The organism is Hydrogenophaga electricum (genome assembly GCF_030160815.1).
GTDB classification, from domain to species: Bacteria; Pseudomonadota; Gammaproteobacteria; order Burkholderiales; family Burkholderiaceae_C; genus Hydrogenophaga; species Hydrogenophaga electricum.
Genome location: NZ_BSPB01000023.1, coordinates 8,641 through 30,883, shown reverse-complemented (window position 1 = coordinate 30,883; position 22,243 = coordinate 8,641). Strand labels below are relative to the sequence as shown.

The following is a 22,243-nucleotide window of genomic DNA, read 5'->3' as shown; positions in this document are numbered from 1 at the left end:
TCTACCAGCAGGCCCCGGACTGACAGCTCTTCTGAAATCACGGCAAACAGCAGATTTTTCATATGTCGAGATTACAACCAAGGCTCAGTTTGGAGTTGGAGTTGACCCGATTCCGTGGACACATCATTCTTTGTGTTCAAGGAGTCTCAAATGTCCAAAGTACGCCCGCCTTACCCGGCGGAATTCCGTCAGCAGATGGTCGAGCTCGTTCGAGCCGGTCGCTCACCAGCAGAGCTCTCGCGTGAGTTCGGTGTCACCGCGCAGTCCATCACCAACTGGGTTGGCCAGGCGGCCATCGATGACGGCAAGCCTTTGCCTGGCAAGGAAGGCCTGACCACCGCCGAACGGGAAGAGCTGGTGCGCTTACGCCGGCAGTTGCGCCAGGTTCAGATGGAGCGCGACATCTTGGCAAAGGCTACGGCCTGGTTTGCCGGTCGCAGCGATGCGACTTCAACGAAGTCTTCGGACTCGTGATGGCAAACCAGGCCGACCTCCCCGTGCGCACCATGTGCCGCGTGCTTGGCGTCTCTGCCAGCGGTTTCTATGCCTGGCGTGAACGAGCTCCCTCGCAACGCAGCATCGCCAATGCCGTGATGACCGAGCGCATCCGCCAGATTCACCAGGACTCCTACGAGTCCTACGGAATGCCGCGTGTGCGCTTTGAACTCATTGAGCAAGGCGAGCGCATCAGCCGCCAACGTGTGGCGCGTCTCATGCGGCGAGCTGGTATCCACGGCATCAGCAAGCGACGAGGGTGCACCGTGACCACCCAGCGCGACAAGCGTCAGGCACCGGCCAATGACTTGGTCAACCGCCGTTTCCATGCCAGTGGCCCGAATCAACTGTGGGTGGCCGACATGACCTATGTGCCGACCTGGATGGGCTTCCTTTATCTGGCTGTGGTCATCGATGTCTGGAGTCGCCGCGTTGTGGGCTGGGCCATGGGTGAGCGCATGACCGCCGACCTGGTGCTGGCGGCCTTGGACATGGCACTGGAGCAGCGCAGACCCAAAGGCGTCATCCACCATTCGGACCAGGGCAGCCAGTACACCAGCCTGGCCTTTGGGGAGCGTTGCAGACAGATGAGCGTGCGCCCTTCGATGGGGACGGTGGGCGATGCCTACGACAACGCCATGGCCGAGAGCTTCTTCGCCAGCCTGGAAGGCGAACTCATCGAGCGCAACACCTTCCAGAGCAAGGCTCAGGCCCGCATGGCGGTCTTCACCTGGATTGAAGGCTGGTACAACCCCAGGCGCCGCCACAGCGGCCTGGGCTATCTCTCACCGCTGAACTTTGAAAGGAGCAAGCAGGCCCTGTTTGATGTTGTCGACGATGCCGTCGTGCATGCCGAGACAACATCCGAAACGGTTTGAGAATCAAACCAATACCCGTCCACGGAACTGGGTCAACTCCAAACTGACGGGGTATCAGATAATTTCTGTCTATACGTCTAGGCGCATCGCTAGTGTTGCTTCATGCAGTTGTTGAGATGATTGCACCTCTTAAACAAAGAAGGGATAGTTATGTCAGCTTTGGCCCAAGTACAGAGCTCAGTTCCAAGCGCTCAATCTCGGAAGGTTGATGCTACCGGCGAAGCGGCCGGTAGCCTTACGCCAGAGTTGGTGATTGCCCTGTGCGGCCCTATAGGCTCTCCGTTGCATGAGGCCGCTACTCAAATCACGAACACGTTGAGGGAGTTCAACTATCAGACCGTGACCGTTCGACTGAGCCAACTGATCAGGCTAAATTCCAAGAAGGTTGACATTGCAGTCGACACCTCGTCCAAGTTCCGTGAGATCAACTCACTTATCGCTATTGGTGACGCGCTTCGGAAGGAATACGGGGCGGACGTACTGGCCAAACTTGCTATCGCGAAAATCGGCGGCGACCGCAACAAACACTTCGGCCCATTCGAAGATGTAGTTGCAGAAAGCCAAAAGGGCTCTGTGAAGATCCGGAATCAACGGATCTGTCACGTCATCGACTCGGTCAAGAACAAGGCTGAGCTAGACCTGCTCCGTCTCATATATGGCGATGCGCTGTTTGCTGTGGGAGTGTTCTCGCCACTGGAGCTTCGCCACGCGAATCTTGAGCGACCAGGAAAGTTGACCAGCCAAGAGATTGCCCAACTTATCGATACAGACTCTGGCGAAGAGTTCAACCATGGGCAATCCGTGCGAGACACCTTTCATCGATGCGACTTCTTCTTGCGAGTAGAACACTCCGTGGTAGGGCCCGCGGAACCGAAGGCGGTTGCTCAATTGAACGAGCGAATCCGTCGCTTCTTCGATCTGATATTCCGAACCAGCGTGATCACCCCTACCCCCGAAGAGACTGCAATGTACGCAGCTGCCTCAGCAGCCCGTAACTCAGCATGCATGTCTCGCCAGGTGGGCGCCGCCGTGACCAGCTCCACAGGCGAGCTATTGGCCGTTGGATGGAACGACGTGCCTCAGAGCGGTGGCGGTCTCTACGGGATGAAGCCTGTCGGAAGTGGACTGTTGCGGCCTCAATCGGATAGGCCGGCGGAGGATGAGCGCTGCTTCGCCCAAATCGGTGGGCGCTGCCATAACGACACCGAAAAGAGTGCCATCGCGGACAAGGTGGTAGCGAGCCTGATCGGCAGCGGTGTGCTGAACAAGGAGCAAAAGGACCAAGCCGTCAGCGCCATTCTTGGGGATACCCGTGTCAAAGACCTCATTGAGTTTTCGCGGGCAGTACACGCTGAAATGCACGCAGTTCTCGGGGCAAGTCGCGTCGCGGGTGATCGGGTTGTAGGCGGCAAAATCTTCGTTACGACCTATCCGTGTCACTCCTGCGCCAGACATCTGGTGGCAGCGGGCATCTCGGAAATCCACTACATCGAGCCCTACCGCAAGAGCTTGGCCACCCGTCTCCACAACGACTCACTCACCGAAGCGACCGAAGCGGGCGGCAAGGTTCAGGTTCGTCAGTTTGACGGCATTGCACCGCGCCGCTTCATAGAGTTGTTCGAGGGCGGTACTCGAAAGGAGCGTGGGGTGCTAGCATTGAAGGGGCGCATCGAGGCCATCCCCATGACTCAGGTCAGCCTCAAGGCGATCCCCCGTCTCGAAGAGGTTGTCGTTGCAGAAATCGAGAACCACGACCTTCAGCTACCTAGCCTTCTGCCTAGTGAGGACCAACATGACAAAGCATCAAAACAGAGCGAGCCAACAGCTTGAACTGCGGCTGTTGTCCGTCCTGAAGACCACCACTGAGGCGACTCAGCGCGACGATGCCGCTGCCAAAGCGAGACCAGGTGTCGTCCAACCGTTGTCGGCGATTGAAGGGGCATCTGAGCACGATATGTCCGTCTACCGGAGTATCGCCAACAACTACTTTGACAGCTTGCGAAAATAAGCTGTCACGTTTTTTTCACTTGTCTTGGCAGGGGTGCCGGCCTTTTTCACGATCTGTGTCACTCGGGACTTGATCGCTGACAAGGTTGCTGAAAAAACCCATTGAAGATCAACGGGTCACTTTTCACTTTCCCTGTCATCCGACAAAGACCATGAAATTCCGCTATGGCATCACCGAATTTCATGGTGTTTGATATCGTGGCGGCATGTTCATCGAGCGCCGCCAACTCACTTCCCAGCTCACCGGGCTGCTGAACTCCTTCCGCGCGGTCGAGCTGGTCGGCCCGCGGCAGGTCGGCAAGACCACGCTGGCGCGGCAGTTCATCGACGTTGCCAGCCCCCAGTACTTCGACCTCGAAGACCCGCTCTCACGCCAGCGTCTGGCCGACCCGATGAGCACGCTCGCCGGCCTGAACGGGCTGGTCGTGATCGACAAGATCCAGCACCTGCCCGCCTTGCCCGAAACGCTGCGCGTGCTGATGGACCGGCCCGATCGCATGCACCTGAACGGCCAGTACCTGTTGTTGGGCAGCGCCGCGCCGCGCGTAATGCACAAGAGCGAATCGCTGCTCGGCCGCGCGGTCACGCTGGAGGTTGGCGGCTTCGACATCAGCGAGACTGGCACCGACCCGGAAGCCCTGCAGCAACTCTGGCTGCGCGGCGGCTTCCCGGCCGCCTACCTGGCCCCGGACGACGCCGTCAGCACCCAGTGGCGCCACGCCGCCATCCAGCGACATGTGAGCGGTGACCTGCCGCTGCTGGGCATGAACGCCCCCGCGCCGTTGATGACGCGCTTCTGGCAGATGCTGGCGCACTACCACGGCCAGACCTGGAACGCCGCCGAGCCCGCGCGCTCGCTGGGCATCAGCGAACAAACCGTGCGGCGCTATCTGGACTACCTGACCCAGACCTTCATGGTTCGTCAGCTGCAGCCCTGGCACGAGAACCTGGCCAAGCGGCAGGTGAAGGCGCCCAAGATCTACTTTCGCGACACCGGCCTGCTGCATGCGCTGCTGGGCATCCGGACGTTGCCGCAGCTGCTGGCGCACCCCTTGTGCGGTGCCAGCTGGGAGGGCTTCGCGCTGGAGCAGGTGCTGCGCATCGCCCAGCCCGATCAGGCTTACTTCTGGGCCACCCACCAAGGGGCTGAGCTGGACCTGTTGCTGTTCAAGGACAACCGTCGCATCGGCGTGGAGTTCAAGCGCAGCGATGCACCCAAGCTGACGCCCAGCATGCGCATCGCGCTGGAAGACCTGAAGCTGGATGCGCTGTATGTGGTGTATCCCGGGCTGCACCGATATGCGTTGGCGTCGGAGGTGGAAGCGGTGCCGCTGACGGCGTTGCTCACCTGAACATATGTAAGTTATGACTTGCAAAAATGTCTTCGAAAGACAAAAATGCAAGCCATGACTGACAATATCCGCCTTCCCGACGAGCTGGGCGCTCAGCTGCGTTTGCAGCGGGAGGCCTTGGGATTGAGCAAGTCCGAGCTGGCCGCCAAGGCCGGCAAGGTGCGCGAAGTCGTCTACCGGCTCGAAGCCGGAGAAGACACCACCGTGTCGTCGCTGCTGGCCGTGCTGGGTGCACTCGGCCTGTCTTTGCGGCTCGAAAAGGCCGGCCTGCCGACGGCCGCCGAGGTGGCCCGGCGCTTCCAGATGGACGACGACGAGCCCTTGGACGACAGCGGGAAGACTGGCCATGGCCCCGCTGCCTGAAAAGCTGCGTCAGCTGCAGGTCGCTATCGGCGACCATCCCCAGGCGGGTCAGTTGCTCAAAGGTTCGACCTACGAATTCCGCTACCTGGACGCCGACCCGGCCCAGCCCTCGGTGGCGCTGCTCATGCCCGCCAGCGAACGCCTGACTTGGCAGGACGGCGACCTGTTCCCGCCCATGGACCAGAACCTGCCCGAAGGCGATCTGTTCATGAAGATCCGGCAGCTGTTTCCCAAGCAGCCCATGACGCCCATGCACCTGCTGGCGCTGGTGGGCCGCAACGGCATTGGGCGACTCGGCTACAGCCTGCCCGACATGCCCGAGCCCACAGCGCCGAGGACGCTGAGCAAAGCCGAACTGCTGCAGACCCGCTACTCGCCCGAGCTTTTCAACGAGCTCATGGTTGCCTATCTGAGCACCGGCGCCGGCATCGCCGGCATGCAACCCAAGATCATGGTGCCCGACCGGCCCACGGTGCCCATTCCCTCGCTCATCGTCAAAGCCGCCAGCCCTTCCTATCCGGGCCTCGCGGCCAACGAGTTTCTGTGCCTGAGCGCTGCCCGCCGCGCCGGCATCGAGACGCCGGGCTTTGATCTGTCACACGACGGGCAAATGCTCGTCCTCGACCGCTTCGACCTCGTCACCCTTGCCGACGGACGCATCGAACGTCTGGGTTTCGAAGACATCGCGGCGCTGGCCGGTCTGAGGGTGCGCGACGTGCTGTCAGACCGCAAATACCAGGGCAGCTACCAGCGCGTGGCCGAGCTGTTGCGCCAGCTGCAGCTGCCGGCCCGCGAACTGCATCGCTTCTTCGAGCAGGTCGCCCTGTCCGTGATGGTCCGCAACGGCGACGCCCACCTCAAGAACTTCGGCGTGCTCTACCGCACCCCCAGCGACATCCGGCTCGCCCCGCTGTTCGACGTGGTCACCACCGCCATCTACACCTACACCCAGTACCCCGGCGGGCCAGAGCTGAGCGACCGCACGCTGGCCCTCAAGCTGTTCGCCGGCAGGCACCACAGCAAGGCCTACCCCACGCGCGAAGAACTCATCGACTTCGGGCGCCGCATCTGTGGCGTGAGCCAGCCCGCGCAAACGCTGCAGCGCATTGCCGAGGCGATGCGCGCGACGCTGGAGGCGGCGCGGGGGGATCAGCGGGTGCCGGCTGAACTGCTGGGGAAATTGAATGGAGTTTGGGTAGAGGGGCTGGTATACGGGCGATAGCGGCGACCGAACACACCACCGGCCGCCGGCGCGATAGAGACCCGGGGGGACAGGCTCCCCTAAGTCCGCCGCGAGCTGCGTGTGCAGATCGACGACGCCATCGAAGCCGACCGCGTGTTCACCATGCTGATGGGCGACGAGGTGGGGCCGCGCCGCGACCTCATCGAGACCAACGCCTTGCGCGCCGGCAACATCGACGTCTGATCGTTTCTGCAAGCCTTTCTGCAAACCAGCTCTTTTTGTGACTGACAGAAAGAGCCAAGTCTTTGATTTTCAAAGGATTGGCCTACGGTCATAAGCGACCAGCCGCTTATGGCTTTTTGCTTTGTAGACACACAACGTTTGAATCGTGCAGGGCTACGGGTATCGCGTTGCTTGAAGCTCAAGTCCTGCTCGCTCAATGACACGGGCCTTCTTCAGGGTCGAATCCAGTAGGGCGATATGCGAGCCCGAGCTATCGATCAAATACCCCTCACTCACCAAGACACCACCTTTCAGCAGCCGGATACACGCCGATTTTGAAGCGGCACACCCGCGCGAGAAGTCACGTGCGTGCCTCACTGCAAGTTCCTCCCCGATGCCTTGTCCGACAAGCGCCGGAAGACCGGCGAATACGAATAGCGAGAACATCACGGGTATTAGGGCAATGGAAATGAAGCCGCCCATCAGTGCCAGCAGCAGTCCCTTACGCACCGACTCCGGCCATCTAGCAACCCAACGCGGCATTTCGCTTTCCCAGTCTTCCAGAGGATTCCATTTCGATTTCAAGGCAGCAACATAAAGCGCCAGCAGCGTCCCCGCGACGATGACCCACAACACATTGCTCATGAGACTCGACAGCGCCACACCCAGTGCGTTCCAAAGTCCGTAATAGCCCTGGATCACCAACCAGTCGGTTGACTTAGGAAACTGACCGGCGTCGATGCCCCATTTGTCGAGATAGCTCTGATGCACCGCGTTGCCAATCAGGTGAAGGAGGACTGCGGCCGCCCCCACGAGGGCGGACGTCGCCGCTAGAAACCCCTGCCAAGTCCATGTCACTCTATTTATGGGCTCCGAAGAAGTCTCGGCGTGCATGTTGTTTCCACTCATGAGCGTCCCATTGCAGGTTCCTATCTCGACCATTCGTTCGACAGCTCTTCCGCCTGCTTCAGTACCAGCTCGACGGCGTCCGTCTGCTGATCCGGTGGGTACTTCCACCGCTGCAGCGTGCGGCGCACCAGGATGCGCAACCGAGCCCTCACGCTCTCGCGCACCTGCCAGTCCACCGTCGTGCTCGAGCGCAGCTTTTCGGTGATTTCGACGGCGATCTTTTTCAAGGTGTCGTCGCCCAGCTCGCGCACCGCGCTCTCGTTGTTGGCCAGTGCGTCGTAGAACGCAATCTCGTCCGGGCTCAGTCCCAGTGCGGCTTCGCGCTCCAGCACCGCCTGGAACTCCTTGGCCATCTGGATCAGCTCTTCGATCACCTGCGCGGTTTCCACGGCGCGGTTGTGGTACTTGCGCAGGGTCTCCAGCAGCCGGTCGCCGTATTTCTTTTCCTGCACCACGTTGTTGCGTGCCCGGGCCTTGATCTCGTCGCGCAACAACTTTTCGAGCAGCTCCACGGCCAGGTTCCTGGTCTTCATCTGCCGCACGTCTTCGAGGAACTCTTCTGACAACAACCCGATGTTGGGTTTGTCCAAGCCCGCCAGCGCAAAGATGTCGGCCACCCCATCGGCCACGATAGCGTTGTCCAGTATCTGTTTGAGCGCGCTGCTTTTCTCCGCATCGCTGCGCTTCTTGTCCACCGTGGTGAACTTGTTGATGGCTGCCTTGATGGCCGCGAAGAAAGCGATCTCCTGGCGCAGCTCGATGGCCTCGTCCAGCGTGCCGCAGAGCGAGAACGCCTTGCTCACCGCCGTCATGGTGTCCAGGAAGCGGGTCTTGCCGTCCTTCTGGCCCAGGATGTGTTCCGCTGCCGGCACCAGCAGCGGCACCGCGTTGGTCGCGAACGCGCTGTAGTCCAAGCCGTGCATCAGGCCGCGCACGATGTCCATCTTCTCCATCAGTACCGCCAGCGCCTCGGCTGCGTTGTGCGCTGGGTCGCCCTTGCCTTTGGAGTCGGTGTAGTCCTTCAGCGCAGCCTTCAGCTCGTTGGCAATGCCGATGTAGTCCACCACCAAGCCGCCGGGCTTGTTCTTGAACACCCGGTTCACCCGCGCAATGGCCTGCATCAGGTTGTGGCCCTTCATGGGCTTGTCCACGTACATGGTGTGACACGACGGCGCGTCAAAACCCGTCAGCCACATGTCGCGCACGATCACCAGCTTCAGGGCATCCTTCGGGTCCTTGAAGCGCTTCTCCAGCCGTTTCTTCACCTGGTTCGTGTAGATGTGTGGCTGCAGGTGCGCCTCGTCAGCAGCCGATCCGGTCATCACGACCTTGATGGCACCCTGCTCCGGGTCGGCGCTGTGCCATTCCGGCCTCAAAGGCGGGGTTTTGGTCTTCTCGTCACCCACGCAAATGGCGTTGTAGAGCTGCACGCAAATCTCGCGGCTCATGCAGACGATCATGGCTTTGCCGTCGATGACGCTGATGCGCGCCTCGAAGTGCTGCACCAGGTCCTTGGCCACCTGCTGCAGGCGCGGCTCGGCACCCACCAGCTTTTCCAGCGCGGCCCATTCGCTTTTGGACTTCTCGCGGACGGCTACGTCTTCTTCATCTTCAAAGACCTCATCCACCTGTGCATTGAGCGCGTCGATCTCGGCCTGCTTCACGTCCAGCTTGGCCAATCGGCTTTCGTAAAAAATCGGCACCGTCGCACCATCGTCCACCGCGTCCTGGATGTCGTAGATGCTGACGTAGTCGCCAAACACCGCGCGCGTGTCCTTGTCTTCCAGCGCAATCGGCGTGCCGGTGAAGCCTATGAAGGTGGCCTTCTTCAGCGCGTCGCGCAGGTGCTTGGCGTAGCCGTACACGTACTTGCCTGTCTTGGTGTCCAGCCGGCCCTTCATGCCGTACTGGCTGCGGTGCGCCTCGTCCGACATCACCACGATGTTCGACCTGCCTGAGAGCAGCGGGTGGACCTCTTCTCCCTCCAGCAAGGCGAACTTCTGCACCGTGGTGAAGATGATGCCGCCCGCCTCGCGCGAGGCCAGCATGTCCCGCAACTCGTCGCGCCCGGTGGCCTGCACCGGCGTGGTCCGCAGCAAGTCGCTGGCGGCGCTGAAGGTGCCGAACAGCTGGCCGTCCAGGTCGTTGCGGTCGGTCACCACCACCAGGGTGGGGTTCTTCATCTCGGGCTGCTGCAGCAGCTTGCCCGCGTAGCAGGCCATGGTGATGCTCTTGCCGGAGCCCTGCGTGTGCCACACCACGCCCGCCTTGCGCGAGCCCGGTTGCACCTCCTTGCCGTAGGTGGCGCGTTCCTCGCGCACCTCCAGCAGGCCCTTGTCGGCATCCTGCGCGGCAATCACGGTGGCGCGCACCGCCTCGCGCACCGCGTGGAACTGGTGGTAGCCCGCGATCTTTTTGACGATGCTGTCGCCGTCCTGCTCGAACAGCACAAAGTGCCGCACGTAGTCCAGGAACAGCTCGGGCTTGAAGAAGCCGCGAACCAGCGTCTCCAGCTCCATCTGCAGGCGCGGGCGGTCGTTCTCGTTGGCAATCGTCCGCCAGGGCAGCATGCGCTCGGCATCGGCCGTGAGCGAGCCCACCCGGGCCGTGAAGCCGTCGCTGATCACCAGCGCCGCGTTGCAGTTGAACAGGTCGGCCGCTTCGTCCTTATAGGTCTGCAGCTGGTTGAACGCGTCCCAGATGTCGGTCTGCTCGTTGGACGGATTCTTCAGCTCGATCACCGCCAGCGGCAGGCCGTTGACGAACACCACCAGATCCGGCCGACGCGGCTGCTTGCTGCCCGCCACGGTGAACTGGTTGACCACCAGAAACTCGTTGTTCGATGGTTGTGCAAAGTCGATCAGGCTGACCAGATCGCTGACCTTGCTCTCGCCATCGGCCTGGGCAAAGCTCACGTCCACCCCGCCCAGCAGCAGCCGGTGCACCGCCCGGTTGCGCACCACCAGCAGCGGCTCGCTCACCGTCTGCAGCGTGTGCGCCGCCTGCTCCAGCGCGGCAGCCGGAATCTGCGGGTTGATGCGCGCCAGCGCCGCCAGCAGCCGCTCGCGCAAGACCACCTGCCCAAAGTCCGCCCGCTCCGGCCGGTCGCCTTCGGGCGCGATGTCTGGCCCGTGGGCAAACTGCCAGCCCGCCTGCTGGAACCAGCCGATGCACAGGTCTTCGAGTTGTTGTTCGTTCAGCATGCCCGTCCCTGGTTGCTCAAATGGTGTGTTAAGCCACCTAGATGATTGATTTCAAAGTACTTTTTATGCCAATAGCCCGTTTCGTGGGTTTGCGTTAAAGCACTTCCGGATGTTGATTCATTCGACACGTCGAAAAAACATGTCGAAATTTCAACAGAAAATCGACATGTTTTCCCAATAGGTCGATTCCCTGAACAGGTCATCGCACCAGCTCTGCGAACAAGGCCTCGTTGATGTAGTACATCTCGCGGCCCATCTTCCGGGGGCTCAACACCCCCAAACTAGCCAAGGTCTGCAGATAGGTTGATGCGGTCTGACGTTTGGCCAGCCCCGCATCCACCAGAAACTGAATCTTGGTGTACGGGTGGCGAAAGATCACCTCAATCAGGTCTTTGCTGTAAATGCCCGGCGCTTCACGCTGAACCCGCGCCCGCACTTCCTCCATCAGCGTTCGGATGCGGGTCACCTGGTCGAACGTCTGCTGGGCCGTGCTCGTGACTCCGCGCAGCATGTACAGCAGCCAAGGCTCCCAGGCCTGCTGCTCGGTCACCCCACGCAAGCCGGCGTAGTAGTCCGGCTTGTTCGCCATGATGTAACGCGACAGGAACAGCACCGGTATGTCCAGCAGGCCCGCCTGCACCAGGAACAGCAGGTTCAGGATGCGCCCCGTTCGGCCGTTGCCATCGTCAAACGGATGGATCGCCTCGAACTGGTAGTGCATCACCGCCATCTTCACCAGCGGGTCCAGGCCATCGTTGGCGTGGATGAACTGCTCCAGATTGCCCAGCTTGTCGCGCAGCAGCGCCTCGCCCACCGGCGGTGTGTAGACCACCTCACCCGCCGCATCCTTGAGCGCTGTGCCGGTGGTGCGGCGCACGCCAATATCTTGCTGCTTGATGATGCGCACCATGTCCACAAACAGGTTCGTGGTCAGCGGGCGATCCTTCAGCGCTTCAAAACCGAACTTCAAGGCCTCGCGGTAGCGCAGCACCTCCTTGGTGTGCGCGTCGGTCTGGCCATCACCATGGGCATCGGCCCGGTACAGCTCATCGTTGGTGGTGACGATGTTTTCGATCTCCGACGACAAACGCGCTTCCTGCAGCACGATGCTGTTGATCAGCACGCCCTGGTTCGGTATTTGCGCCGCCAGGCCGCGCAGATTGGCCAGCACGCGGTTGGCCTCAATGGCTTCCTTCAAAACCGCTCTGGTTTCCAGCTCCACTGCAGGTGGAAGTAAGGGGAGGTCGTTGTACGGTTGCAGGCGATCAAAGGGCATCGTGTACCTCAACAGGTGGCTTTGGCAGAACACTCATCGGACGCATCAGAAAGTCCCTCCGTCGATCACTGTCGTGATCTTGGCTTGCTCCAAGACTTTCTCAACAACTGCCTCACGCAAAACCGATGGATAGCCGTACTTGCGCAACAGCACTCGGATGGCTGTGCGCATCTGTGCCTGGATAGCCTCGCGCTTGTCCCAGTCCACCACCCTGTTGCTGGCGATCACCTTGGCCAGCTCTTGCGCAATCAGCGGGATGCGGCCGGGCTCCACCTGCTGGGCCTCTGCCGGTGCGCGCAACACGTCTTCGATGCTCTTGGTCGCATCTGTCGCCGCCGGTTGCGCCTCGGAGGCAGCTTCCGACGGTTCCGGCGTCGGTGTGGCAGCGTTCGCCGCAGCCTTGGCTGCCTGGCGCGCAATCTCTGCCGCTTGCTCCGCCTCGGCCGTGAGGATGTTGCAGTAGTCCGATGCGCCGATCAGGTCCGGGAATAGGCTGGCGTGGTGCACGTTCATGCGCCGCAGGTGGCGCACGCAGGCGTCGCGCTCTTCGTTCTTGATGTAGATCTTGCAGATGTAGCGGGCCAGGATCTCGGGTTGCTCTTCTTCAGAGGCGGCACGCAGCTCTTCGTCGGTGAAGCCGTCCTCATCGGCCAGCACGTCGGTCAGTTTGTTCTCCAGCGTCGCGTCGTAGGGTGAGAAGGTGAACAACCCGGCCTGGTTCACCAGACGGCCGTGGTGGTCCTTGCGCGGCTCAAACACGCGAATGCCCGTTTCGGCCTCGTTCTCGACCAGAAAGCTTTTGTTCAGCACGTACACCGCGCGGTAGGGGTTGTCCTTTTCGTCCTTGTCGTCTTCCTTGTGGAACGCAAAGAACAGGGCCACGTAGGGCGAATAGGTCCAGTCCAGCAACGGCGTCATCAGTCCATGGTGCTGCCCCACGGACCACAACTCATCCGGCTCGTCCACCAAAGCCGTGTCGCTGAGCCGACCGCGCACAGCGCGCCTGAAGCGGTCCAGCTGATCGTCTGCCAGCACCTCGGTGATGATGCCGTTGGTCGTCACCCGGCCCAGCGTGGGCATCAGGCCCCAATCGTGGCGACGGTGACCGCGGAAGACCAGTTGCACACCGTGGCGGTTGAAGAAGTCGCTTTCCAGCAACTGGGTGAAATCGCGCCAGCTTTCCAGACGTGTTACCGGAATGCGTCCGCTCAGTTCGTCGGCCATCACCTCGAAGCGCTTGGTCTGACCATCCGCGTTCCAGCGCGGAATCTGCGAGAAGTAGTCGCTAGGGGCGGGGGACTCCTGGGCCGTCGTTGGTGGTTGAAGGGTCTCGCTCACGCCGTGACCTCCACCTCGGTGCTGTTGACTTGCAATTCGCCAGAAAGCAGCTTCGGAAGCAGCGCATCCCGTAATTCGGCCAAACGCTTTCCCTGCGGATCGTGACGTCGCTCCAAGATGGGATTGACCATCTTGAAGAAGGCATCGGCAACCGCTTTGGGCGGTCTTGCCACGAGTTCCGCTTCGAGGAAATGCGCAGTCTGGAAATTTGCGATTCCCGTGCTTTGGTTTTGGTACTCCCAGGTCTTGCCCTGCTGATAAATGTGCGACAGGTGCAGGCCGAGGATGACGCCGATCTCTGGGCTGACGGGGCGCAGCAAACGGCAGAAGCTGGCCGGTTCAACCGGGCAGTCAAACTCGTTCATCGCATTGGCGGTCATCCGAAAGGACCGGCCCGTGGGCTGATCACGGCTACCACCTGAAACCTCCAGCACGATGTCGCCGAACTGCATGCGCCGGCTCGCGAGCTTCTTCTGGGTGGTGTAACGGACGGGCACGCGGTTCGTCTGCGCCTGATCCAGATCGGGCAAATCTGTGCCGCGAATGATGGCCACACGGGTGTCGTTCGTGGCGTCCGGCACATCGGCCCCCCAATCGCCGCCGATGGTGTGTGTGAGCATCGAACCGAAAGGCGCAGCACTCCAGCCCTTCGGAATCTCCCCCAGCTCCGAATCCTCCATCTCATCCGGAAACAGCGCGGCGGTGGCGGCGAGGGGGGCTAACTGGTCGGGGGGCAGGGTGTCGAGTTCGGCGTCGGGTTTGCCGCTGATGGCGGTCATCGCGGCGCGCAGCGGGTCGCGGCCTTCGGCCTTGGCGGCGATCTTGGCTTTGACGGGGTCGAAATCGACAAACCACGATTTGAAGATGGCTTGCGCCATGGCTTCGAGGGTTTGGTTGATGCGGTGGTTAAGAGCGATCTTGTCGTCCAGTGCTTTGAGAACCTTGACGATCTCTCGTTGATGACGGGGCGGGGGATAGCGGACAGGGATGCGATTCAAGTTGCCTTGCGTCAACTTGGGCATCACAGCGCCAGTTAGAAAGGGCTGAATGTCCGCGACTTGCAAAAAGTAATGAAGGTATTCGGTGCTGACGTCATCCGTGCCGGTGACGATGTGCGCATGGTTGTTGACCCAGAACTTCCCATGGGCCATGAAAGCGATGGGTGTTTGTCTGGTTCGAAGGTTTTCGCCATCCTCTGCGATGAGCAGGTAGCTGCCATCGAATAGGTAGCCATCTACCTCGTCGACTATCCCGGAAGCACCGTAGTAGGGAAACGGGCCTTTCTTGCGCTCCGACTCCTTGACGGGCCGCCGCTTCCCGTCGTGGTTATTCGTGACTTCGCCGAGAGGCTTCTCGAACCACTCGATTTCAGAAGCCATATCCCAGCTCCGCCAGGTTCTTCTTGATCTCACTCTCCAGCTTCGCGCTCTCTGTGAACTGCCCCGCCAGCTGTGCCGTCAGCCGCGCCATCTTGTCGGCGAAGGCCTCAAGGTCTTCCGCCTGGTCTTCGGCGCCCACGTAGCGCCCCGGGGTCAGCACGTGTTCGTGCTTGCGGATGTCGTCCAGCCCCACCGATGCGCAGAAGCCTTTCACATCCTCGTACCCATCACCCTGTTGCCAGGCGTGGAAGGTGTCGGCGATCTTCTGGATGTCGGCTGGCGCGAAATCGCGCAGCACGCGGTCTTTCATGTACCCCATCTGGCGGGCGTCGATGAAGAGGAACTGCTTGCGCCGGTCGCGCTTCTTTTTGCTGAGGTTGAAACCGTTGGCCTTGTCGCGGGTGAGGAACCAGATGCAAGCCGGGATCTGCGTGTTGGTGAACAGCTGGCCGGGCAGGGCCACCATGCACTCCACGTAATCGTCTTCCACCAGCCGCTTGCGGATTTCGCCTTCGTTGTTGGTGTTGCTGCTCATGGAGCCGTTGGCCAGCAGCAGGGCCATGCTGCCGGTGGGCGCCAGGTGGTAGAGCATGTGCTGCAGCCAGGCGAAGTTGGCGTTGCTCTGGGGCGGCGTGCCGGCGATCCAGCGCGGGTCGTTTTCGAGCTTGGCGTTCCACCATTCCTTCATGTTGAAGGGCGGGTTGGCCATGACGTAGTCGGCCCGCAGGTCGGGGTGCAGGTCGTTGAGCAGGGTGTCGGCGGGGCCTGGGCCGAAGTTGAAGTCGATGCCGCGGATGGCCATGTTCATGGCCGCGAGCTTCCAGGTGGTGGGGTTGCTCTCTTGCCCGTAGACGCTGATCTGGCCGCTGGCCTTGTTGCCCTGGTTCTTGGCAGTCAGCCCCGCGTGCTGTTCGATGAAGTCTTCGCTCTGCACGAAGAAGCCGCCGGAGCCCATGGCCGGGTCGTACACGCGGCCCTTGAAGGGCTGGAGCATGTTGACGATGAGGCCGACGATGGCTTTGGGCGTGTAGTACTGGCCGCCCTTCTTGCCTTCGGCCAGTGCGAACTGGCCGAGGAAGTATTCGTAGATGTGGCCCAGGATGTCTTTGGCCTTGAGGTTAAGCGGCTGGCCCCGGTGTTCGGTGGCGTGGAAGTTGGTGTCAGAAAACAGCGCGATCAGCTCGGCCAGCTTGGGCGACTCGATCTGCGAGTTGACGAAGGTCTTGTTGAGGACGTTCTTGAGCTTGGGGTTCTCGCGCTCGATGGCTTCCATGGCGTTGTCGATGAGCCAGCCGACGGTGCGCATCTTCTCGGGCTCGGCCTTGCCGGCCTGGGGCCAGGGCAGAGCCGCGCCGGGCAGCAGCTGGGCGCAGCCCACCAGGGTTTGCCAGCGCGCTTCCAGCGGCACCCAGAAGACGTTTTTCTCGGTGTAGTAGTCGCGCACCTCCAGCTCGGCGGCCACGTCGGCGTCGTAGGTGCCGGGATAGTCGGCCGGGTTCATGTAGTAGTCGTGCGCCGGGTCCTGGAACTGGGCCTTGAGTTCCTGCTGGCGTTCTTCAAACGCGTCAGACACGTACTTGATGAACAGCAGGCCGAGCACGATGTGCTTGTAGACGGCGGCGTCCAGGCTGGGCAGCAGCTTGTTGGCGGCGGTCCAGAGTTTCTTTTCGAGGTCGTCGAAGAACTGTTGTTCGGTGAGGTTCATGCAGCGGTGGGCGATAGCTTATCGGTGGGGGTATCGGGTTTCTTGGCGGGCCGAGCCGACCAGTGGCCGTTGGGCTCTTTTTCCAATTCCAGCAGGTCGTAGGTCTTGAGCATATCGAGCAGACCGGAGTGACCGTAAGCCTGAGGCGAAAACGAGGGGTAGGTGCGACGAAGGTAGGAGCCCAGAGGGCTGAGTGCCACCTTGCCTTCCACGGTGTCGCCCGTGAGCAGAGCGACCGCGTCCACCACGAACCTTGGGCGTTGTTTACCCACAGGTTTGGGCGCCTCCTTGGCGTCTTTCTTGACGCCGTCGGCCTTGGCAGGGGGCTCTTTGGTAACCGCCTTCTCAGGCGTGTCCTCGGGTACGGGATCGGGCTTCACCCATTCAAAGAACTGGTCACTCGCATTGCGCAACGCATCCGGGCTCTTGGCTTCGCCGACGATGTACACCGTTGCACCACGCTCGCGCAACTTGCGGCAGAGGTAGGCGAAGTCAGAATCGCTGGTGACCAGGCAGAAGGTGTCAGCCCGCTGGTCGAACAGGGCTTCCATGGCATCAAGCGCCAAGGCGATGTCGGACGTGTTCTTGCCGGCGGCGTACTGGTATTGCAGGCAGGGCGTGAACGCCAGGCGGACCAGCGCTTCCTGCCACTTGTTGGCCAGGGTGCTGTGGTTGCCGTAGCCACGGCGCAGCACGACGCGCCCGAACTGGGCCACGACGCGCAGCGCGTATTCGAGGATTTCGGGGGTGGTGTTGTCGCAGTCCACCAGAACGGCGACGCGCGATTCGTGGTCTGCGCTGGGGTGGTGGTTTGCCATCGGTACGAGCCTCCCTGGAGTTGGAGACTCACATGATAGGCAGCGCCCGGTGGCTTACACCGTCTCCCGCTGCTCAAACCCGCTCAGCACTTCCCCGCTCTCCACCTCGGCAACCGCTACGCCTTCCACCCGCGCCATCGCCGGACCGCGCTGCGCCCAGTCGATGAGTGCCTGCACCGCATCGACTGGGCCAGTGGCCAGGGCTTCGACGCTGCCGTCGCGGCGGTTGCGCACCCAGCCGGTGAGGCCCAGCGCCCTGGCCTGCTGCGCCATGTTCCAGCGGTAGCCCACGCCTTGCACGTGGCCGGTGATGCGCAGGTGGCGGGTGGTGGTCATGGGGTGGGGAGGGGTGGATTCCCGCCTTCGCGGGAATGACGGGGAAAGCGGGAATGACGATGGGAGGTGGATTCCCGCGTTCGCGGGAATGACGAATGGGGACGGGTGGAGTGGTCAGGTGGCATTTTGCCGCCGCAGTGGGCGCCAGCCGCCACTCTGGTTGACCACCATGCCAGCCAGCACGGTGGCGGTGCCGGCCCATTGCAGCGGCGTGGGCACTTCGCCCAGCAGGGTCATGGCGGCGACCAGGCCGACCACCGGGACCAGCAGCGAAAACGGCGTGACGCGGCCGGCCGGGTGGCGCTGCAGCAACCTGGTCCACAGGCTGTAGGCGAGCAGGGTGGCGAGCAGGGCCAGGTAGAGCACGGCGAACAGGGCGCGGCCGTCGAAGCCGGCGAGCTGCGCGGCCATGCTGGCGGGGCCATCGACCGCGGCCGACAGCAGCAGGAAGGGCACGATGGGCACCAGGCTGCTCCAGACGATGAAGGGGAAGGGCTGGTAGGCGCCGGCGCGCGCGGCCTGGCGCGCCACCAGGTTGGACACGGCCCACATGAAGGCGGCGCCCAGGGTGAGCACGAAGCCGGCCAGCGTCATCTGCAGGGCGCCTTCGCCGTGCGCGCCGGCGATCATGAGCAGGCCGAGGAAGGCGATGGACAGCCCCAGCCACTGGCGGGGCATCGCGCGTTCGCCCAGCAGGGCCGCGGCCATGATGAGCGTGAAGAAGGCCTGGGTCTGCATGACGACCGAGGCCATGCCCGCTGTCATGCCCAGGCGCAGCCCCAGGAACAGCAGGCCGAACTGGCCCACGCCCTGGGCCAGGCCGTAGGCCACGACGTAGCGCCAGGGCAGCGCGGGGCGGCCCACGAACAGCACGAAGGGCAGCGACGCGGCCATGAAGCGCAGCGCGCCGAGCATCATGGGGCTGAGCGACTGCAGGCCGATCTTCATGACGACGAAGTTGAGCCCCCAGATGACGATGACGCCCAGGGCGCGCAGCAGGTCGCCGCGCGAGAGGGGGCTGTGCCCGCTCATGCCTTGACCTGATGCGGGGCCTGCGGGCCGGGCAGTGCGCCCACATGCACCGGCCGGCCTTGCTGCGCGCGCGCCAGGATGAAACCGTCCAGCGCCTGCGCGCTGGTCTTGCGCGGCGTGTAGCCGAAATCGCGCTTGAGCGCGGTGTTGAGCAGCACCGGCCGGTAGCGCAGAAAGTCGAGCTGTTCGGGGCCGTAGCGCGTGAGGCCCAGGCGCGACCCCACGGCCAGCGCGGCCGTGAGCAGGCCGGCGGGGAGATTGCGCGTGCGCTTGCCCAGGCGCGCGGCGATCTGGTGGATGCTGAGCGCGCCGTCGCCGGCGAGGTTGTAGCAGCCAGGGGGTGCGCCGTTGAGCGCGTGCAGCACGGCGCCGGCCACGTCTTGGTCCCAGATGAAGACGAAGGGGCTGTCGCTGCCGCGCACGGCGAGCAGGCGGGGCTTTTCAAACAGCGCGGTGATCTGGTTGTCGACCCGCTCGCCCAGGATGGTGCCGATGCGCAGCACGGTCTGCGCCAGTTGCGGGTGGTCCATGCGCCACTGCGCCAGCATCTCTTCGACCAGGCGTTTGTGGTGCGCGTAGGCAAAACTCTGATTGCCGCGCAGCGGGTGTGCCTCGGTGAGCCAGTCGGGGTTGTCGGCGTGGTAGCCGTAGGCCGCGCCGCTGGAAGACACCACCACATGCCGCACGCCCTGCGCCACGCAGGCGGCGAGCACGTTGCGGGTGCCGTTGACGTCGACGTCGTATTCGAAGGCGCGGCTGGAGTCGCGCCCGGGCGTGACGATGGAGGCCAGGTGCACCACGGTGTCGATGGCGTGTTCGCGCAGCGTGTCGGCCAGCGCAGGGTTGCGCACGTCCTGCACGCGGTAGGCCACGCCGGGCTGGCGGCGCTCGGCCGGCACTTCGCGCACGTCGAGCGCGACGATGGCGTCGGTGTCAGGCCGCTGTGCCAGCGCGGCCACCAGGCCCCGGCCCAGAAAGCCGTCGCCGCCGGTGATCAGGATGCGGCGCGCGCGCGGGGTGTGTGCGCCGTTGCTCACAGCACCACCTCTGCGGCCGGCGTGCCCACCGCCTTGCGGCGGCCCCACCATCCGGCCAGCGCGAGGCCGGCGATGATGTCCCAGAAGCCCCAGACGCCGGCCACCACGGCCATGCCGCCCAGACCACCGAAGAAGCTGAAGATCAGCACCAGGCCCAGCCCGGCGTTGCGGATGCCGACCTCGATGCTGACGGCGCGGCGGTCGTAGTCCTGCAGGCCGGTGACGCGCGCACACAGGTAGCCGGTGCCGAAGGCCAGCGCGTCGTGCAGCGCCACGGCCAGCAGCACCAGGCCCACGTAGTCGAGAAAGAAGCGCCAGTTGCCGGCGATGGCGCCGAGGATGAAGCCGATCAGCGCGACGAAGCTGAGGATGCTCACGCCGCGCTTGACGCGCTGGGTGAAGGCCGGGAAGCGGTGCGCGCACCACAGGCCGAGCACGAAGGGCAGGCCGATGATGGCGACGATGTGGCCCACCATTTCCAGCGGGTCGAGCGCGATGGTCTTGAGCAGCCCGGAGGCCTCGGGGTGCAGGCTGCCCCAGAAAGCGAAATTCAGCGGCATGACCACGATGGCGATGGCGTTGGAGATGGCGGTCATCGACACCGACAGCGCCACGTTGCCTTTGGCGCGGTGGGTGAGGATGTTGGACACGTTGCCCGGCGGGCAGCAGGCCACCAGGATCATGCCCAGCGCCACGCTCGGGCCCACACCCAGCAGGCGCGTGAGCACATAGGTGACGGCGGGCAGCACGATGAACTGCGCCGCCACGCCGACGCTGATGGCCAGCGGCATGCGCAGCACGCGCCGGAAGTCGTCGACCCGCGTGTCCAGCGCGATGCCGAACATCAGGAAGCCCAGCACCGCGTTGAGCAGCGCCAGCGAGGCGGGGTTGAAGTTGAGCCGGATTTCGTCAACGGGCAGCATCATGGGCGTCTCCGGTGGGCCTCAGGCCAACGCCGCCGCGGCCTGGCGCACGGCATGGCGGTAGCTGTCCTTGTGCACGTAGTACGCCATGCGTTCGAGCTTGAGGTACTTGTAGCCACCGCTCAGGTCGGGCGGCGGGCCCTGGATGGCGGCGCCGAAACGCGCCGCGGCGGGCGTGCCCGCGTCCAGCGCGTGGAAGTAGCGCGCCACCAGCTCGGCCTGTTCGTAGCGGCCCTGCCAGCCGATGCCGCTGGCTTCGATCATGCCGAGCACGGCCAGGCGCTGGTACTTGGGCGAAAAGATGTTCAGGTGCAGCCGCGGCGCCATGCCCTGCCAGTTGAGGTGGGCGCGGTCGATGAAGGGGTAGTGCAGCAGGTAGCCGGTGGCGGCCATGACCATGTCGTACTCGCCCTGGCTGCCGTCCTTGAAGTGCACGGTGTGGCCGTCGAAGCGCGCGATGTCGGGCCGCACGCGCACATCGCCATGGCCCAGGTGATAGAGGATGAGCGAATTCACCACCGGGTGCGATTCGTACATCCTGTAGTCGGGCTTGGGGAAGCCCAGGCGCACCGGGTCGCCGGTGAACCACTGCAGCACCTTGCTGTCGATGCGCTGCTTGAGCCAGGCCGGCAGCGGCTTCTTGCCGCCCAGCGTGTCGGCCGGTTTGCCGAAGATGTACTTGGGCACGAAGTAGTAGCCGCGGCGCACCGAGATGTCGACGCTGGCGGCGTAGTGCACCGCGTCGACCGCGATGTCGCAGCCCGAATTGCCGGCGCCGACGATCAGCACGCGCTTGCCCTTGAACTGTTCGGCGCGCTTGTAGGCCGAGGTGTGCAGCAGCTCGCCGGCAAACTGCCCGTCAAAGCGCGGCATGTTGGGTTCGGCCAGCGTGCCGTTGGCGATGACCACCCCTTGGTAGACCGCGCTGTGTTCGCTGCCGTCGGCGTGCTGCACCGTCACGCGCCAGGGGGTTGCCGGCGTGTCGTCGACAGGTTCGACGCGCAGCACGCGGGTGCTGAAGCGGTAGTGCCGGCGCAGGTCGAAGTGGTCGGCGAAGTCGCTGAAGTAGCGGCACAGCTCGCGGTGGCTGGGGTAGTCGGCCGTGCCTTCGGGCATGGGGAATTCGCTGAACTCCGTGGTGCGCTTGCTGGAGATCAGGTGGGCCGATTCGTACACCGTGGAACGCGGGTTGGCGATGTTCCACAGGCCACCCACGTCGCTCCAGGCCTCGAAGCCCTGAAACGGGATGCCGAGCTTTTGCAGACAGCGCGCACCGGCCAGACCCGACGGGCCGGCGCCGATGAGGGCGATCATCTGTTCGGTGGGCACGCCCGCCGCGAAGGTGGGGCTGGCGGTGGTGGCCGCCTGGGGATCGTTGTCTCGCATCGTTGTTGTGTAGGGGCAGGTTGCGGGAAAGGGACCCGGCGCTTCAGCGGTCCGGCGGGCGCACCAGCCCGGGAATGGGCGTGCTGCCCGCCTCACCCGGCCGGGGCTTGCGCGGCTGGCCGCGCAGCAGCTGGTCGTGCCAGCGCGCGGGCAGGGCCGACAGCAGGCGCGAAAGCCAGCCGATGCGGCGCGGCAGCACGATGTGTTCGCGCCCGCGCGCCACGCCCTGCAGCAGCGCGCGCGCCGCCTGGTCGGCCTCCATCAGGCCGGGCATCGCGAACCGGTTGCCGGCGGTCAGCGGCGTGCGCAGGTAGCCCGGGCTGACGGTGTGCACGCTCAGCGGCGTGCCGCGGTATTCGGCGCGCAGACTTTCCAGGTAGCGGATCAGGCCGCCCTTGCTG

Annotated in this window: 17 protein-coding genes and 2 pseudogenes; 6 read left to right on the top strand and 13 right to left on the bottom strand. The window is 63.4% G+C overall.

Features of this window, described 5'->3' with window-relative positions:
- Window positions 1-150: 150 nt before the first annotated feature.
- The 6 genes and pseudogenes from QQK43_RS14000 to QQK43_RS13975 form a co-directional block, all read left to right on the top strand.
- A protein-coding gene (locus tag QQK43_RS14000; protein WP_284308264.1) for an IS3 family transposase occupies window positions 151-1,373 on the top strand; the annotation gives its coding sequence in 2 pieces (ribosomal slippage) (window positions 151-418 and window positions 418-1,373; 1,224 coding nt in all).
- A 150-nt stretch (window positions 1,374-1,523) separates the two neighbouring features.
- Window positions 1,524-3,203 (top strand): anti-phage dCTP deaminase, encoded by a 1,680-nt coding sequence (locus QQK43_RS13995; protein ID WP_284308263.1) that lies wholly within the window; start codon window positions 1,524-1,526, stop codon window positions 3,201-3,203.
- Between the two features lie 383 nt (window positions 3,204-3,586).
- The gene (locus QQK43_RS13990) at window positions 3,587-4,732 is read left to right on the top strand and encodes an ATP-binding protein (protein WP_284308262.1); all 1,146 of its coding nucleotides are present in this window, start codon (window positions 3,587-3,589) and stop codon (window positions 4,730-4,732) included.
- 54 nt (window positions 4,733-4,786) lie between these two features.
- A complete protein-coding gene (locus QQK43_RS13985) occupies window positions 4,787-5,095 on the top strand; it encodes a helix-turn-helix domain-containing protein (RefSeq protein ID WP_284308261.1) in 309 nt (102 codons plus the stop codon).
- Complete coding sequence (locus QQK43_RS13980) at window positions 5,079-6,317, top strand: type II toxin-antitoxin system HipA family toxin (RefSeq protein ID WP_284308260.1); 1,239 nt, start codon at window positions 5,079-5,081, stop codon at window positions 6,315-6,317. The genes QQK43_RS13985 and QQK43_RS13980 overlap by 17 nt, the downstream gene beginning before the upstream one ends.
- A 63-nt stretch (window positions 6,318-6,380) precedes the next feature.
- Window positions 6,381-6,521 (top strand): annotated as a pseudogene (locus QQK43_RS13975) (hypothetical protein); the annotation flags it as partial.
- Between the two features lie 153 nt (window positions 6,522-6,674).
- Here QQK43_RS13975 and QQK43_RS13970 read toward each other — a convergent pair.
- From QQK43_RS13970 to QQK43_RS13910, 13 genes and pseudogenes are all read right to left on the bottom strand, one after another.
- Entirely contained in the window at window positions 6,675-7,394 is a 720-nt protein-coding gene (locus QQK43_RS13970; protein WP_284308258.1) for a hypothetical protein, read from the bottom strand.
- 35 nt (window positions 7,395-7,429) lie between these two features.
- Window positions 7,430-10,612 (bottom strand): type I restriction endonuclease subunit R, encoded by a 3,183-nt coding sequence (locus QQK43_RS13965; protein WP_284308257.1) that lies wholly within the window; start codon window positions 10,610-10,612, stop codon window positions 7,430-7,432.
- Window positions 10,613-10,811: 199 nt separating this feature from the next.
- Window positions 10,812-11,810, bottom strand: a complete 999-nt coding sequence (locus tag QQK43_RS13960) for a Fic family protein (protein ID WP_348533536.1) — start codon at window positions 11,808-11,810, stop codon at window positions 10,812-10,814.
- 123 nt (window positions 11,811-11,933) lie between these two features.
- Window positions 11,934-13,226 carry an FRG domain-containing protein gene (locus tag QQK43_RS13955; protein WP_284308255.1) on the bottom strand — a complete coding sequence of 431 codons (1,293 nt, stop codon included), beginning with the start codon at window positions 13,224-13,226 and terminating at the stop codon, window positions 11,934-11,936.
- Entirely contained in the window at window positions 13,223-14,605 is a 1,383-nt protein-coding gene (locus tag QQK43_RS13950) for a restriction endonuclease subunit S (RefSeq protein WP_284308254.1), read from the bottom strand. The genes QQK43_RS13955 and QQK43_RS13950 overlap by 4 nt, the downstream gene beginning before the upstream one ends.
- Window positions 14,595-16,310 (bottom strand): class I SAM-dependent DNA methyltransferase, encoded by a 1,716-nt coding sequence (locus tag QQK43_RS13945; protein WP_284308253.1) that lies wholly within the window; start codon window positions 16,308-16,310, stop codon window positions 14,595-14,597. The genes QQK43_RS13950 and QQK43_RS13945 overlap by 11 nt, the downstream gene beginning before the upstream one ends.
- Window positions 16,307-17,128, bottom strand: coding sequence for an NYN domain-containing protein (locus QQK43_RS13940; protein ID WP_284308252.1), 822 nt, complete (start codon window positions 17,126-17,128; stop codon window positions 16,307-16,309). Before QQK43_RS13940 ends, QQK43_RS13945 begins: the two co-directional genes overlap by 4 nt.
- A gap of 54 nt (window positions 17,129-17,182) precedes the next feature.
- Window positions 17,183-17,464, bottom strand: coding sequence for an acylphosphatase (locus QQK43_RS13935; protein WP_284308251.1), 282 nt, complete (start codon window positions 17,462-17,464; stop codon window positions 17,183-17,185).
- Between the two features lie 114 nt (window positions 17,465-17,578).
- The gene (locus QQK43_RS13930) at window positions 17,579-18,496 is read right to left on the bottom strand and encodes an EamA family transporter (protein ID WP_284308250.1); all 918 of its coding nucleotides are present in this window, start codon (window positions 18,494-18,496) and stop codon (window positions 17,579-17,581) included.
- Entirely contained in the window at window positions 18,493-19,533 is a 1,041-nt protein-coding gene (locus QQK43_RS13925; protein ID WP_284308249.1) for an SDR family oxidoreductase, read from the bottom strand. The genes QQK43_RS13930 and QQK43_RS13925 overlap by 4 nt, the downstream gene beginning before the upstream one ends.
- Entirely contained in the window at window positions 19,530-20,459 is a 930-nt protein-coding gene (locus QQK43_RS13920; protein WP_284308248.1) for a bile acid:sodium symporter family protein, read from the bottom strand. The genes QQK43_RS13925 and QQK43_RS13920 overlap by 4 nt, the downstream gene beginning before the upstream one ends.
- An 18-nt stretch (window positions 20,460-20,477) precedes the next feature.
- On the bottom strand, window positions 20,478-21,842 hold the full coding sequence (locus tag QQK43_RS13915; protein ID WP_234266591.1) for a flavin-containing monooxygenase: 1,365 nt from the start codon (window positions 21,840-21,842) through the stop codon (window positions 20,478-20,480).
- 43 nt (window positions 21,843-21,885) lie between these two features.
- Window positions 21,886-22,243, bottom strand: a pseudogene (locus tag QQK43_RS13910) (SDR family oxidoreductase); the annotation flags it as partial.